The sequence below is a fragment of the Flavobacterium sp. N502540 genome, from assembly GCF_025947365.1.
Classification (GTDB): domain Bacteria; phylum Bacteroidota; class Bacteroidia; order Flavobacteriales; family Flavobacteriaceae; genus Flavobacterium.
This window is the reverse complement of record NZ_CP110012.1, coordinates 1,421,251-1,438,480: the sequence shown is the minus strand read 5'-3', so window position 1 is coordinate 1,438,480 and position 17,230 is coordinate 1,421,251. Positions and strand designations below refer to the sequence as shown.

At 38.9% G+C, this 17,230-nt stretch carries 6 protein-coding genes; 4 read left to right on the top strand and 2 right to left on the bottom strand.

Annotated features, from left to right (window positions below; all coding sequences use genetic code 11):
• Window positions 1-153 precede the first annotated feature (153 nt).
• Window positions 154-3,501, bottom strand: a complete 3,348-nt coding sequence (locus tag OLM58_RS06435; RefSeq protein ID WP_264531647.1) for a T9SS sorting signal type C domain-containing protein — start codon at window positions 3,499-3,501, stop codon at window positions 154-156.
• A 338-nt stretch (window positions 3,502-3,839) separates the two neighbouring features.
• Window positions 3,840-4,322 carry a regulatory protein RecX gene (locus OLM58_RS06430; protein WP_264531646.1) on the bottom strand — a complete coding sequence of 161 codons (483 nt, stop codon included), beginning with the start codon at window positions 4,320-4,322 and terminating at the stop codon, window positions 3,840-3,842.
• Between the two features lie 239 nt (window positions 4,323-4,561).
• Here OLM58_RS06430 and OLM58_RS06425 point away from each other — a divergent pair, with 239 nt between their 5' ends.
• The 4 genes from OLM58_RS06425 to OLM58_RS06410 all read left to right on the top strand — a co-directional run bounded on the left by OLM58_RS06425 (window position 4,562) and on the right by OLM58_RS06410 (window position 17,227).
• Window positions 4,562-8,920, top strand: coding sequence for a T9SS sorting signal type C domain-containing protein (locus OLM58_RS06425; RefSeq protein ID WP_264531645.1), 4,359 nt, complete (start codon window positions 4,562-4,564; stop codon window positions 8,918-8,920).
• 180 nt (window positions 8,921-9,100) lie between these two features.
• The gene (locus tag OLM58_RS06420) at window positions 9,101-12,430 is read left to right on the top strand and encodes a T9SS sorting signal type C domain-containing protein (protein WP_264531644.1); all 3,330 of its coding nucleotides are present in this window, start codon (window positions 9,101-9,103) and stop codon (window positions 12,428-12,430) included.
• 188 nt (window positions 12,431-12,618) lie between these two features.
• The gene (locus OLM58_RS06415) at window positions 12,619-13,251 is read left to right on the top strand and encodes a T9SS sorting signal type C domain-containing protein (protein ID WP_264531643.1); all 633 of its coding nucleotides are present in this window, start codon (window positions 12,619-12,621) and stop codon (window positions 13,249-13,251) included.
• A gap of 478 nt (window positions 13,252-13,729) precedes the next feature.
• Window positions 13,730-17,227: a T9SS sorting signal type C domain-containing protein gene (locus OLM58_RS06410; protein ID WP_264531642.1), complete on the top strand. Its 3,498-nt coding sequence runs from the start codon at window positions 13,730-13,732 to the stop codon at window positions 17,225-17,227.
• The last annotated feature ends 3 nt before the right edge of the window (window positions 17,228-17,230 follow it).

Genomic DNA, 17,230 nt, shown 5'->3' with positions numbered 1-17,230 from the left:
ATTTTTTTATAGAACGAATTAACGAATTAACGAATTAACGAATTAACGAATTAACGAATTAACGAATTAACGAATTAACGAATTAACGAATTAACGAATTAACGAATTAACGAATTAACGAATTAACGAATTAACGAATTAACGAATTAACGACTACTGAAACAGTACTTTTCGGGTAACAGTAAAATCATTTGCTAAAGTGACCTTGACCAATAAAACCTGATTGGCAGACGGTAAATTTTCAATTTGAAAGGTTTCACTGTTTAATTTGTTTTTATTGTACAATTGTTTACCGGTAATATCAAAAACCACAACTTGTTTAATGTTTTCTTTTGAGGAAGATACGTGAATGGTTTTATTTCCAGTCGAAATAAGAATGCCATTTTCGATCTTTTCAAAATCTCCTGTACCTAAAGTTTTGCCTGGTTTATAGCGCAGTGTCAAGCGTTCGGCAAAAGTACCGGCTTCGGTTTTAAAAGTATAATTGCTTTGTGTTAAATCATGAACAGTTCCGGTATTTTTGTCTTCAATGTAAATGGCCTGATGGGTCATGTCTCCGTCTACTTCGTCAATTGCAACAGTAAAATCACCTGCAACGGTTGTGCGGTATCCTAATGGAACAAGATCGGCATCTGTAAAGGGCAAAGCACGTCCCTGAATTACATATTTGTTTTTTTGATCCGTAGTGTAAAAATCCAAATACTGATTACCATCTAAAGTTAGTCCGTCATATCTGTTTTCATAGTCATTGGTTGCGCCTTCGATATAACCCACTAATAATTGTTTAAATGCACCTGTTGTATTGGTCATGTTTAACCAGATACGGTGTTTTTCGATCGTGGTTTCTTTTGAGCTGTTTCCGGGTCTGAAAAACTGACCGTTGTTGGCTCCGCCCAATCGCATTAAATTGTTGAACTTTACTTTTCCTCCTGCATTAGTTGTTACAAAAAAAGATTGTCCGGCGGCTATTTTTCCCGTTGGTTTAACACCTTTGTCTTTTGAAGGATCGTTGTTGTGCTGTTTGTCTGATTTCGCCGAAACCCCACCGCTCAAGTTGTATGAAGCGTAATCATCTGAACTGTATTGATTCGTTGGTACAGGTTTTGCCGGCGTATTATGCGTCCAGAAATAGAGTGTTCCGTTTAATAAAGGATTGTCTTTTAAAAGTAAATCTGCATTTAGAGCAGACGGGTAAGGATTTCCTACCAGGTAACTTTTGGATGCTGCTAAAAGTTCTCCTTCGAGATCTCCATTGTTTGGAATTCCTTTAAAAGTTGTGGTAAATTCTTGTTTGGCTGTATTGGTATAATTCGATGGCCCTCGGATAATGTAGCCTTTTCCAACAATCATATTGCTTTCTCTATTGGTTCGTACCCATTGTGTACCATCATTGCCATAATAAAAATTGGCAGGCGTAGAAGGCGAAACGTCTACTAATTTTTGCGGAGTTACCGGAGTTGACCAATACAAATAATCTTTTTGGAATATGGGCGGACTTGTACGAATGTAGGAGATGCTTCCGGTGTTCTTAGCGTTGCTTTTTTGTATTAAACTGGAATTGTTTTGAAATATCAAAGATCCGGAGTTTATGTCTATACTATTGGTAATAGTTAAGGTCATCCCTGATTTTATAGTTACCGCTGCTCCATTATCGATTGTACAGGAACATCCGTTAAGATCTGTTTCTGCAGTGTAATTTCCTGTAAAATGAAGTAGGTCGTTTGCCGACGGTGTTCCGTCTGACCATTTAGTGCCATTCCATACATTTCCGGGCAGGATGACAATGTCTGACGAATATACTCTTGTGCAATTATCATCAATGGCAAATTTGTAAGTTCCGGGTGCTAATCCTGAAATTTCGTATGTGGTTCCGGAAGTGGTATTATTGTAGACGGTTCCACGTGACTCCACCAATTTTCCTGATGGAGGTACATTTTCTAAAACAACACTTCCGCTTGGTGTAGTACAGGTAGGTTGTTTGATAGTTCCTACTGTTGGGGCAATATTTGCCTGTTTGGTAATAATAGCCTCTGAAATTGCAGTGGTTGCTGTTCCGCAGTTTGATGTTACTACCGCATAGTAATATAATGTTCCTGATGTTGTGGATTGTGGAGTGTAACTATTGGTTCTGGCGCCATTTGAAGCTCCTAATGCCGTTCCGTTTGTGGTAGTTGCAGCAGTATTACTGAACCATTGATAGGTTAAGGTTCCTGATGCTGTAGCGGTAACCGTTAAAGGTGTAAAGGCATCGTTGAGGCATTTGGTTTGAGTAGCGGTCGACTGTGAGGTAATTTTTAATGATGGGTTAACCGTTAGTTTAGCAGCATTTGAGTTTGTGTTAGTATTGGCAGGACAAGAGGTTGTGCTTCTTGCGACACAACGAACATAGTAGTCACTATAGGACAAAGGAAGGTTGGTCAAATTTAAGGTTGATGTATTGTGACCTGATACACCCTGAACACCATTGGTATTGATCCAGTTCGTTGAGCCATTGGCAGAATATTGCCATTGGTAGGTTGCATTCGAGGCTGATGTGGTTACGCTAAAGGTGCCGGACTGACCTTCGCAGGCAACTAAATCCTGTGGTTGATTGCTGAATGTTAATCCTGATTGTACATTTACGGCTATACTGTTTGAGGCATTGCTAGGACAATTATATCCGTTTTTTTTTGTTGTTACCGTGTAGTTGCCGGATGTGGTTACGGTTATGCTCTGACCTGTTTCGCCATTAGACCACAAATAGTTATCTTGCTTAGTTGAAGTAAGTGTAACACTGCCTCCCTGACAAAAAGTTGTTGTTCCGTTTGCCGTAATGGTAGGTGGTGCAGTTTTATTAGTAGTATTACCAACATAGTAGTATTTGGCATTATTTGTTTTACAATCGTTAGAAACTACAACGGTAAGACTTCCTTCAGTTGAGCTGGTAGTTACTGTAATGGAATTGGTATTTGCTCCTGAAGTGATTATCCAGCCGGATGGTACAGTCCAAACATATTTAGTCGCATTTGTTACGGGTGGTATAGAGTACACCTGTCCTGTATTTCCCGAACATTGTGGGCTGAATCCCGTAATATCGCCAGTAGCGCCTAAAGCTTCATAAACAGTAACTTGTTTTTGGGCAGTTTTGATGACGCTGCAATTTGATTGTGTTACAGTATTGATTACACTGGCAACTCCCGGAGCTTTCGCAGTGACTATTGCACGGCCATCACTATCGGTTGAAACTTCTAAGATTGCAGAATTTGATGAGGACCAGGTTCCTTTCCATCCTGTAGACCAGAAAGTAGCTGAAACACCTACACATAATTTATCTGTATTACTTTCAATGGGTCCTGCAGTTGCACCAGAGTTACATTGTGCATTTGAGTTGCTAATGCTGATCAGGAAAATGAAAGTAAAAACTGCTCTGAAGTGAAGCTTTGAAGATCCGAAGACGTTTTTTATTTCTAATAGAAAATTAAAGGGAAAAAATAGGATTTTAGAAAGTAGAGTTTTCTTCATATGGAAATGTTTTCTATACAATTTAGTGGTGCCGGTACAGGATAAATTTTGCCCGAGCAAAGATAGATACACATACGTGATTGGAAATATGAAGGTTTTCGGAACGATCATTTAATCGATAAAATGTCAAAATAGTCGACAAAATGCATGTCTGAAAATGATAATCACTGTTATTTCCTATAAATAACGATTATTAAATATAAGAAAAATCGTAAAATATAGGTTAAAAAGACTGTGTTTGTAAAGCTATAATCGTAAAAAATGACTTTTTGATGAAGAATTCGCAGGAAAACAAGAAGTGAGCGTGAAGTGTTTTTTAATAAAAATCAATGAAACAATCAATTTAATTCCGAGTCATTTTCGAGTAAAGTGACTTTGTCGTAAACCAGAAAACTTTCGTAGCCACGACGAAGCATATAGTCGCAGAATTTTTTTCGTTTTTTTAGGGTATTTTTTTCGGAAATGCTATTCCAGCATCGTTCCGAAAGTTGATCAAAAGTGGTTTCGTATTCCTCGATAGTAATTTCTTTTAAAGCAAGCGTAATATTAGCCGACGAAATTTGCTTTGCCTTCAGTTCACTGGTAATTCGAATTCTGCCCCAATGTTTCATGCGATGTTTTCCTCTGGCGAAGCTGCAGGCAAATCGGGTTTCGTTTAAGAAATTGGTTTCAATCAATTGAACCACAATAGTATCGATTTCATCGGCAGTCATTTTTAGGCTGTACAGTTTGGATACCACTTCGGCATGACAGCGCTCCTGATAAGCACAGTAGTGTTCTAGCTTCAGTAAAGCCTCTTTGGGAGTGCAGATTGAATTCATGGCTTTTTTCTTTCTTTTTAACGATTACGGCTAAAAATAGTCATTTAAATGTTAAAATCACAACTATTTTTTTTGTTTTTCTCAGAAAAGTCTTTTGCTAAAATGTTGTATATGTGGGGAATTATAATATTTTTGTACGCAAAATTAACAGTTTATTATAGTTCTGTCAAACAGGATTTTAACTTTAACTATTAGTTTTGTTGCCCAAAAACAAATTTAAATAAATACCACATAGCCCCATGAATAGAAAACTACTCTTAAGTTTTGTATTGTTTTTTACGTATCTTATAAATTATGGACAGTGTAACTTCGGAGGGACACAATTCGGAAGTACAACATCTATTTGCTACAACAGGGAAGTTTCCGGAACTAATGTTGGAGGAGTTACATTCTCAAATGTTCCTTTAGCGAGATATGTTGCTGTAAATGTTATCCAAGGGTTGACGTATACAATCTCTGCCACTTCAACTAGCACAGGTTTTAGAAAAAGAATTACACTGTTTAACAGTAGCAGTACGGGGACAAATGTGGGAACAGCAAGAGCATCGGCAGACGATACTGCTGCAACAATAACCAACTGGACTGCAACATTTACCGGAGTATTATATGTTCAATATAACAATAGTGGGAATTGTAATAGTGCTTCTACAGGATCAAATACGCAAGCTAATATTTCTGTTGTTTTCACAGGTGGAAGTAATAGTGTAGATTCTCAAAGCGCAAAAGGAACAAACTCATGGATAGGTCATGTTTATGATTTTTCTGACGGATCTGAGGTACCTGTGCCTCCTTCTAATGCTGATGCTTTTGCTAATTACTTGGGCTATTTTAATCAGGTAAATACTGTTACAGGTAGTACAACTGCTTTCTCTCAGGGATTTGGAGGAAATGATACATGCTTTTCTTTTACTGCAGTAGGGACTTCGCAGAGTATAAGAACCGATACATTTGCTGTACGTTACAGAATGCTTTCGACATTAACAGCAGGTTGTTATTTTGTTAGCATTACGGGTGATGATGGGGTACGACTTTATGTAGATGGGGTGTTGGTTTTAAACGAATGGAACCAACAGAGTTCAGCGGCTTTTCAAAATGTGTTAGTACGTTTGACCGGAAACAGCGATTTGGTATTAGAGTACTATGAAAAAAATGGTGGGAATGTATCTAATTTTACCATTACTCCTGCCGATGGTAGTGCAAATACAGTAACTCCTGCTACTTCAGCAGTTTGTGGAGGATCTACCACAACTCTTGATGGTTCGAATTATGCATATAATGGTGGAACAACCAATCCATCTATTAGATATCAATGGCAATTTTCATCATCTGCTTCAGGACCATGGACAGATGCAACTACAGGAACTGGTTTTAATGCAGAAGATTATACTCCTGCTGCCATTACACCCTCTGTAGTAACAACCCTATACTATAGACGTAAAGTATCCGCAGCTTCGAATGCGGCTTGTAGTTACGACAGTAGTCCTGTTTCAATTACAACAAATCCTAGAGCAGCCATTACAAATATGTCATCTAATGCTTGTTCAGGATCCCCTTTTACTGTTACTCCGATTGACGGAACAAACGGACTTGTGCCGGCATCAACTACCTATACCTGGTCAGCCCCAACTGGACCAGCTACCGTAAGTGGTCTTGCAGCCAGTTCAGGTAATCCGACAAGTATAACCGGTACATTGACTACTACAGCAGCAACAACACAAAATGTGATCTACAATATTACGGCAACAACAGGAAGCTGTACAAGCACATTCCAATTAACAGTGGCGGTATATCCTACTATAGGAGGTACAGTTACAGGTGATAGTACCGTGTGTGCAGGAACTAACAGTACAATCTTTAACTTAACCGGAAATACCGGAAGCGTTGTAAGATGGGAGTCATCAACGGATAATTTTACTTCCGTTATTACCCCAATAGCAAATACAACAACAAGTTTAACGGCAACAAATGTTAATGTTACAACATCTTACAGAGCTGTAGTACAAAACATGAGCTGTCCCGTGGTAGCTTCTTCAGCAGGAACGGTGACAATTAAAAATCCTGTAGCGACCGGAGTTACCATTTGCCAGGGAGGCGCTGGCTCTCTAACGTCTTCAGCGACTTGTGCTGCTGTGGCTCAAACACCTACGACCGCCAGCAACGGAGGAGGAACATCAAATACTACTTCTTACACAGGTAGCGGAAATGTTGGTTTTACTATAAATTTTCCTTCATTACCAGCTGGTGCAGTAGTAACAACAACAAATGTTGCGATAAGTTTTACGGCTAACGGTCCTTCTTATAGAAATGAATTGTTGGTTAGAGTAACGCCACCTGCAGCTGTTGGATCAGTACAAACTGATCTTCAGCCTTCTGCCCTTGGTTCTCCTGGGCCTGTTGATAAAGCTTCATTAGGCACATGGGGAACGGGAAATCCATCAGGTAACTGGGCTTTCGCTTTTAAAGAATCTCTTGATGACAATGGAGTTAATCCGGATGCAAATATTACAGATATTACCATTACGGTTAATTATACTTTACCGGCAACGATAGATTGGTATACAACAGCCTCTGGCGGAACAAAAATTGGTTCTGGAGCTTCGTTCAATCCGGTTGGTATCGATTCACGTCTCATGAACACCAATACTGTAGGTACAACTCCTTATTATGTGGCTTGTTCAGGTGATCCTGCTTGTAGAACTATGGTGAACTTTGTTATAAACGAAATCCCGGCGGCACCAATGGTAGGAACTGTTATACAGCCAACATGTGTAGTAACTTCAGGGACTATTAATTTAAGTGGTCTTCCTTCAGGTGGTACTTTAACAAGATCACCAGGGGCAATAGCAGTGCCTTATACTGGAACAACAGTGACAGATAGTAATCTTACAGGAGGAACTTATTCTTATACAGTTGGAAACGGAAACTGTACATCAACAGCGACTACAGGGATTGTTGTTAATCCGCCCCCGGCAATAGCAACTTATAATGGAGGGTGGAATATTGCCCCAACCATAGAGAAGAAACTAATTTTTGCCTCCGATTTTACCTCTACAGGAGATGTGACCGGATGTTCTTGCGAAGTTAATTCGGGAGCAAATGTTGTAATAGGAGCTGGACACACCTTAAAGATTGTCAATGACGTCAAAGTACTTAGTGGTGGTACAATGACTTTCAGGAATACAGCAGCTTTAGTTCAAACAAATAATGTAACAAATACAGGCGATATTACTTACGAGCGTACCACTCCTCCTATATTGCTAAAAGATTATGTGTATTGGTCAACTCCGGTAAGTCCACAAAAATTGGTAGATCTTTCCTCTTTAACGCCAAGTACGATGTATTACGGTTTCGATGGTACACAATGGGTGCGAACGAACAGAAATGATAATATGGTGGTAGGTAAAGGGTATATTATTCGTGCCCCGTCCAATTATTCGAATAGCGCTAAAGCAGTCTTTCCGGCAAGCTTTAAAGGAGTTCCAAACAATGGAAATATAGAAACAGAAATGTTGGCTTCTGGGAAAGCTTATTTGATAGGAAATCCATATCCGTCTGCTTTAAGCGCAGAGAGATTTGTTTCAGAGGGTATAGAAGGATTTATAAAAGCAAATGAAAATGTAATCAATGGAACTCTTTATTTCTGGACGCACAACACACCGGCAAAACCTGTACAAAGCAATCAGTACAGTGCGGATGATTATGCTTCATTCAATCTGGTTGGAGGGACAGCAGCGAAATCGGATGTAGATTATAGCTCCGGCGGAGGTGTTAAACCAACAGGAGAAATTGCGGCCGGACAGTCATTTTTTCTAACAACTAAAGCCGCTGGAAAAATACAGTTTAACAATGCAATGCGTTTAGGGGCGGTTGATAACGGTCAGTTTTTCAGACCAGGCAATACCTCAAGAAAAAGTACCATCGAAAAACACCGTATTTGGTTAAACATGACCAGTACGACCGGAGCTTTTAAACAGTTATTGCTGGGTTATGTAGAAGGTGCAACTAACGATTATGAAACCCTATACGACGGATTAACTCTTGATGGTAACCAGTATTTGGATTTTTATAGTGTAAGTAATGAGAAGAAATTTGTAATTCAGGGACGTGCGGTACCTTTTACCGATACTGATATTGTTCCGTTAGGTTATCGAACTGCTGTAGCGGGCGATTTCACGATTGCGATAGATGAAGCAGATGGTAAAATGGCCAATCAGGCCATTTATATTGAAGATAAAACAACAGGAGTTGTACATGACTTAACACAAAGTAATTACACTTTTAAAACCGAAGTGGGTAACTTTTCAGAACGTTTGGTATTGCGTTATACCGGTAAAACTTTAGGAACGGGGGACTTTGAGAATGTGAAAGACGGAATCTTAGTTTCAATAAAAAATAAAGTAATTACGGTACAATCTTCGAAAGAAAGCATCAAAGAAGTTACAGTATATGACGTATCAGGAAAAATGCTTTACAATAAAAAGAAAGTAGGTAATACAGAATTGCAAATTCAAAACCTACCATCTTCAAATCAGGTTTTGCTGGTGAAAGTTACTTTGGCAAATGATTTTACAACGACAAGAAAAGTTATTTTTCAATAAATCATAAATAAGAGTTCATTTCAAAAAATCCATTCCGTTTTCGGAGTGGATTTTTTTTTGGATTTATAAAACGAGTAGTTAAAAAATCACCAAAATTGGTGATTGTGGATTTTATACAGGGGATGTAATTTTGAGTCAAATTATTACAATAGACGAATTTAAAATTTATATTTTGATAAAATGATAAAAAAAGTACTTTTTTTCATTGTTTTGGTAAACTGCTTCCATGGTTCGGTGCTTTTAGCGCAACAAGGCAATACAATACTAAATGGAAATTGTGTGATTGCATCTGGTGTTAGGATTCAAAAAGGAGGCTCCGGTTCTTTAACATCCTCATTTAACGACTGTAAGTTATCTATGACTGCCAGTGGTAGTGGTGGAACATCAAATAGTACATCTTATGGTGGTGGCGGAAATACAAACATTACTATAAATGTTCCTTCGTTACCGGCCGGAGCAGTAGTAAAGAGTGCATCTCTTGTTATAAGCTATACGGCAAATCCTAGTTCCTGGAAAAGCGAATTGTTTGTTAGAGTAAGACCTCCTGTTGCTGTTGGATCGGTTCAAACTGATTTAAGGCCTGTAGACGGTGGTTCTGCTGCTAATAGACAAGCAGGTTCAGTAAGTAATATCCGGTTAGGGACAAAAGCATTATGGGGCATCGGAAACCCATCAGGAGATTGGCTCTTCGAATTTAGAGAAAATGTTGATGATTCTGCAAATCCCGATGCAAATATTTCAAATATCACCATTACAGTAGAATATGCTTTACCGGGAGCAATAGATTGGTATACATCGCCCAACGGAGGAACTAAAATTGGTTCGGGAGCATCCTTTAATCCTGTAGGGGTTCCGGGTTCCGGTCTTATAGATACTAATACTGCAGGTGTTACTACTTATTATGCGGCTTGTTCCGGGGATCCGACCTGTAGAACGCATGTAAATTTTATAATCTATGATTTTCCGGTTGGAACCGACGTTACAATTTGCCCGGGAGGTTCCGGTTCGTTAGCTATTTCATCTGTTTGTGCTGTAGAAGAGCAGACGCCTATTACCGCCATTGGTAGTGGTGGAACATCAAATAGTACATCTTATGGTGGTGGCGGAAATACAAACATTACTATAAATGTTCCTTCGTTACCGGCCGGAGCGGTAGTAAAGGCTACAAATGTTGTGATAAGTTATACAACAAGTAGTGCTTCCTGGATAAGTGAAGTGCTAGTTAGGGTAACGCCTCCTGTTGCTGTCGGGCAGGTTCAAAATGATTTGAGGCCTGTACCCAATGGGGCTGATAATAACGTTCCTGGCTCCGTAAGTAATATCCCGTTGGGGCTGGGGCTATGGGGTACTGGAAGTCCATCCGGAAATTGGATCTTCGCATTTAGAGAAGCTGTGGACGATGCCGGAGTTCCCGACGCAAATATCACCAATATTACCATTACAGTAAATTATACTTTGCCGGGAAGAATAGATTGGTATACAACAGCTAGTGGAGGAACAAGCATAGGTTCAGGAAATTCGTTTAATCCGGTAGGAGTAAGTGGTTCCGGTCTTGCAGATACCAATACTATAGGTACTACTTCTTATTATGCGGCTTGCTCCGGGGATCCGACTGCTAGGACGAGGGTGGATTTTGTAATAGTTGGTAGCCCAATAGTGGGAACAGTTACACAGCCAACCTGTAGTGTTACTTCTGGTAGTATTGCTTTAAGCGGACTGCCATCTGGTGGAACATTAACAAGATCACCCGGAGCAGTAGTGGTGTCTTATACCGGAACTAAGGTTACAGACGCTAATCTGGCAGGAGGGACATATTCGTACACAGTTGGAAATGGCAACTGTACATCAGCAGCTACTACGGAAGTTGTTATCAATTCACCACCGGCAATAGCAACCTATAGACCAGGCGGATGGGATGATACTCCAACCATAGATAAGAAACTCATTTTTAGCTCTGATTTTATGTCCACAGGGGATGTAAGCGGATGTTCTTGCGAAGTTAATTCAGGAATAAATGTTGTAATAGGAGAGGGACATACCCTGACCATTACGAATGATGTTAAAGTACTTACAGGTGCTACAATAACCTTTAAAAATACGGCAAGTTTAATACAAAAAAATAATGTAGTAAATACGGGTGATATTACGTATGAACGTACCACCTCACCTATATTGTTAAAAGATTATGTGTATTGGTCAACTCCGGTAAGCCCGCAAACATTAGTGAATCTTTCGCCTTTAACGCCCGGCACTATGTATTACGGTTTCGATGGCACACAATGGGTGCGAACGAATAAGACTGATAATATGATAGTAGGCAAAGGTTATATTATTCGTGCCCCGTCAAATTATTCGAATGCCTCTAAGACAGCTTATCCGGCAAGTTTTAAGGGAGTTCCGAATAATGGAAATATAGAAACAGAGCTGTTCGATTCAGGAAAAAGTTATTTAATAGGAAATCCATATCCGTCTGCCGTAAGTGCAGATGATCTCATTGCTAATGTAGCAAATAATGCTGTAATAAACGGAACACTTTATTTTTGGACGCATAATACGGCTGCGGTGCCTACAGTGACGAATCAGTATACTGCCGATGATTATGCTTCTTACAATCTTAGCGGTGGCGTATCGGCAAAATCAGATCCTGGTTATAATAGTAATCCGACACTTGATAGAGGTACAAAGCCAACAGGTAAGATTGCAGCCGGGCAAGCCTTTTTTGTGACTACTAAAGCTGCAGGAAAAGTACTTTTTACCAATGCAATGCGATTGGGGGCAGCAGATAATGGCCAGTTTTTTAGATCAGCGGATCCGAAGAAAGGAACCGCGATTGAAAAGAATCGCATTTGGCTAAACATGACGAGTACATCCGGAGCTTTTAAGCAATTATTAGTGGGTTATATTGAAGGAGCTACCAATGACTATGATAGTAATTATGACGGATTAACTTTTGATGCTAATCAGTATATAGATTTTTACAGTATAAGTAATGGGAATAAATATGTAATTCAGGGACGCGCCTTACCGTTTACAGATTCTGATAGTGTTCCGTTAGGTTATCGAACTGCTGTTGCTGGCGATTTTACAATTGCAATAGACGAAGTAGATGGTAAGATGTTGAATCAGAAGATTTATGTTGAAGATAAGGCAGTTGGGATTATTCATGATTTAACGCAAAGTAATTTTACTTTTAAAACTGAGGCAGGTAGTTTTACGGAAAGGTTGGTGTTACGTTACACAGATAAAACTTTAGGTGTTGACGATTTTGGGAACGCAAAAGAGGGTATCTCAGTTTCGATAAAAGACAAAGTAATTGCGGTACAATCTTTCCAGGAAAATATTAAAGAAGTTAGGGTATATGATGTGTTGGGAAAAATGCTGTACACTAAAAAGAAAGTGAATGATACAGAATTGCAAATACAAAATTTATCATCCTCCAATCAGGTATTATTAGTAAAGGTTACTTTGGCAAATGATTTTACAGCTACACGAAAAATTATTTTTCAGTAAATTTTAAAATAAGAGTTCATTCAAAAAGAATCCATTCCGTTTTTCGCAGTAGATTTTTTTGTATTTAAGAGAATAGTGTGTTTGAAAAATCACCAAAATTGGTGATTGTAGATTTCATAAAGAGTGTCTATTTTTGTGTTAATTCTTGTTAAAAGTAACCGTCTTAATTTTCAACTTTGATAAAAAAAGTGCTTTTTTTTCTGATTTTGACGAGCTATTTTCATAGTCCGTGGCTTTACGCGGAACAAGGGAAAGCGGCTGTTTTTTTCAGCACGATTGATTACGGAAAGAAAAGCAATATAGTGCGAAGGGAATTTTTACAATCCGATAAAAAAAGCGGTACGTTAAACCTCAATCAAACTTTATGTCGATATTTAATCGGTTTGGATTTGCATGGCAGTACAGAAAATGATTTTGTAAATGGAATTGGTTTTAATAAGGTCGTATTTCTAAAAGACGAAAAATTAAAAATAGAGAACCATTCAAAACAGGGACTTTATCTATTTTCTATTGACCGGGAAACTTTTAAGGAACGTTTTGCGCTGTCTTGTATTGATGAAGCTTTAGTAAGCAACAGTTTTTCGGAGAAGAATCCGGAGGTATTCATTTCAGTAGAGGATAGAATTATTAAAGTAATCTCAACTCAGGAACTAATCAGTCAAATAACCGTTTTTGATATTTTAGGCAAACAAATGTATCGAAAAGAAAATCTTGAGAACTTAGAATTTCAACTTCCAAAATTCAATTCAAACCATCAGATTTTAATTGTAAAAGTTATACTTGGAAACGGGAAAATAGTGACAAGGAAGATTTTACTTTAAATACCTGTCTAAAAGAAGTAATTGTTTATGATCTTTTTAATATAATATTTGGAGTATGAACCGCGATGTTTATTGACAAAATGCTGTTTATAAGTGTCTTGAAAAAGTTATAAGTGTTAAATTCTCACAATTAAATCAAAAATATTTAGTTTGAATGTAAATAAAATCGTACCTTGTTGCTGCTTTACGATTGAAATACTTAAAAGCCTGTTAAGTTAATTTTTATCATTTCCTATTGAAGCTTATAGAATAGAGTGTCTTTACTCTATTCCCTTTACTTGCCTAAAATACTGATTGCGAATTTAAATGCCCCAGTTAAATGAAACAAAAAGTACTTTTTAATTCAACATCTTACTTGTACTGTCAGGATTAATCTATCCTGTTTCGGCGTTTTATTTTTTGAGGTATTTAGAAATTACTTCAATCAGATTCTTGTCTGATTGAGAAGTTATGTTTTTAAATATTAAAAAATACCACGATGAGAAAATATTTACTTACACTTCAGTTATTTGCATTGCCTTTATTTTTTTATGCACAGACTAAAACAGTCTCTTTTTCAAGTGTTGGAACAAATAGTTTTTATGTTCCTGCAGGTGTGTCATCAGTAACTATGAGTGCCTGGGGAGGCGGTGGAGCCGGAGGTGGCTCAACTGTTCCGGGTCTGAGTTTACAGAGAGCCGCCGGAGGAGGAGGAGGAGGAGCTTTTGCAGGAGGTACTTATTCTATGAACATCTCCATTCAAACAACCCTTTCAATTACAGTTGGTAAAGGAGGTGCGGGAGTTTTGTCAGGTAATGGAGGTGCAGGAGATAATTCATCGATTACAGGTTATTTAATTGCATTGGCAGGAAATGGAGGGGCTGTCAATAATGGTACAGTCACCAATCCGGCAGGAGGTGCCGGAGGATTAGCTTCAGGGTCTACAGGAGCCACTAAAGTCGACGGAGTGAACGGTGGGGCTGGTGAGACCCTTTTACCGGCTGTAACCGGAGCCGGAGGAGCCGGAGGTACAAGCGGATCAGATGTCGGAGGGGCAGGAGGTGCTAGTATTACAGGTTTACTAGCCAATAGTAATGGTAATGCGGGAACTCAACCCGGAGGAGGAGGTAGCGGAGGAAAATCGGCACTTTTAGGCTCGGCTTCAGCAGGGGGAGCCGGAGGAACCGGAAAAGTTGTGATTGTTTATACCTGTCCGACTTATAGTCTGACAAGTACATCAGCCTCAACCGTAAATATTTGTACCGGAACATCGTCAACGATAACCCTAAATGGTAGTTTACCGGTAGGGACCTATAGTGTTGCTTATCAGGTAGACGGAGTAACTCAGACACCGGTAAGTATGACCGTAAGTACAAGTGGAACCGGTGCTTTTACAGCTCCCGGATTTTCAGCTTTAGGGAGTAAAAGTTTAACAGTTACATCTTTAACTTCCGGAACAAGTGGTAATTCTGCCGATAATTGTGCTTCAACCATAAGTGCAAATAATACTGCTTCGGTAAATGTAACGTCATCCGGAACAGCTCCTGTTGCTTTGGCAGGAAGCGGAGCAACCTGTACCCAGATTACAGCAAATTGGCAGGTTGTTTCAGGATCGACTTATTACACACTGGATCTTTCTACAGATATTAATTTTGGAAGCTTTGTTGGAAGTTACAATGGTTTGAATGTGGGGAATGTTTTAACGGTAAATATTACAGGTTTAAGCAATGCGACTACTTATTATTACAGAGTTCGGGCATTTAGCGGTACCTGTCTGAGTGCTTATTCCAATACGATAACTTACAAACCTGCCGTTTCTCCGGGGAATGTTGTGTTGCAGGCAGCTACTAATACTTCTTGTACTGCATTTACGGCGAACTGGAGTGCAGAAGCCAACGCAGTGAGTTATTTATTAGATGTCTCTCTTGTGAATACATTTGCAAGTACTGTATCAGGATATAATGCCCTTGATATCGGAAATGTGACGACCTATACAGTGACCGGACTGACTGCAAGTACAACCTATTATTACAGACTTAGATCAAAAAATGGATGTGGAACCAGTGCTACCGGTACTGCGACGGTACAAAATATAACGACGGCTATTCTGCCGGGGACACCACTTAATGATCCGGTGGTGCAACCCACCTGTGATGTTCTGACAGGTACTGTGGTCTTAAAGAATTTACCGAACAGAAACGATTATACGATTACTCAAACAGGCACGTTTTCAAATACTTATTCAGGAGGTATAGGTGCCGATTGGACTAAATATACCATCACAGGTCTGGCTCCCGGTACTTATAATTTTACGGTACAATATCCGGGCACCTGTGCTTCTTTGCCATTGTCGAGTATTGTCGTAAATGCTTTAGCAACGAATACGTATACAATAGCTGGGGGATGGTCGCTTGGGACACCAACAGTAAGCCAGAATATTGTTTTTGCAGATGATTTTTCTTCGTCCGGAGATGTGAATAGCTGTGGCTGTACAATAAATGCAGGAAAAAATGTAACCATAAATACATCAAATACTTTAACGGTTAGGAATGCATTAATTGTGGATTCGGCGCCGGGAACAACTTTGACTTTCAAAACGAGTTCTAGTCTGGTTCAGGTAAATAATGCAGTTAATTCTGGAAATATTTCGTACGAGAGAACAAGTCCGGGAATTCTAAAAAAGGATTATCTGTATTGGTCTACTCCCGTAAGCCCCCAAAGATTAATCGATCTTTCGTCGGGAACATCGCCAACAAAGTATTTTGGGTTCGATGGTACGCAATGGGTATCTACCGACAGAACAACTAATATGGTAGTAGGTAAGGGGTATATTATTCGCGGTCCCGAGACTTATTCCAATACAGTTAAAGCAGCCTTCACAGGAATTTTTTCAGGAGTTCCGAATAATGGAAGTCTGGAAGGAGAATCTTTGAGTTCGGGAAAAAGTTATTTGATAGGAAATCCTTATCCATCTGCTTTAAATGCTGATGCACTTATAAGTACAAATAGTATACTAGGGGGGACAATTTATTTTTGGACGCACAATACACCTGTAAAACTAACATATACAAATCAGTACACAGCCGATGATTATGCTTCTTATAATTTAAGTGGAGGCGTTTCGGCGAAATCAGATCCGTTGCATAGTGATATTCCGGCAAATGATAATGGAATTAAGCCAACGGGTAAAATAGCAGCCGGACAATCGTTTTTTGTGACCACAGTAGGTGCAGGAAAAGTACAATTTAACAATTCAATGCGATTAGGCGGCGCCAATAACAATCAGTTTTTTAAATCTGAAAGTGCATCAAAGGAAACTACTTTGGTAAAAAAACGCATCTGGTTAAACATGACCAATACTTCAGGGGCTTTCAAACAGTTGCTGGTAGGATATGTAGAGGGAGCGACTAATGAATATGATAGTAATTATGACGGAATTAGTTTTAATGCAAATCCTTATCTCGATTTTTACAGCGTAGCAAACGGAAACAATTATGTCATTCAGGGTAGAGCTTTGCCTTTTGTAGATACGGACCTTGTTCCCTTAGGATATCGTACGACAATCGCGGGTGATTTTACTATCTCAATTGATGAGGTAGATGATAATATGAGTGAACAGGCTATTTATATCGAAGATAAAACAACTGGAGAGATTCATAATTTAAAACAAAGTAACTATACTTTTACAACAGAAGTCGGAACTTTCTTAGATCGATTGGTGTTGCGTTATACCAGAAAAACATTAGGTGTTGACGATTTTGAAAACACCAGGAATGCTATCGTTGTTTCTGTTAAAAATAGAATAATAAATGTGTCGTCAAAAGAACAGCTTAAAGACGTTTTTGTTTATGATGTGTCTGGAAAACTGCTTTACAGCAAAAGCAAAATTGGCAACAAAGAGTTTCAAATACAAAATTTAGCGTTAGGAAACCAGATGGTATTGGTAAAAGTGATTTTGGAAAATGATGCTACGGGAACACGAAAAATAGCTTTTTAGGAA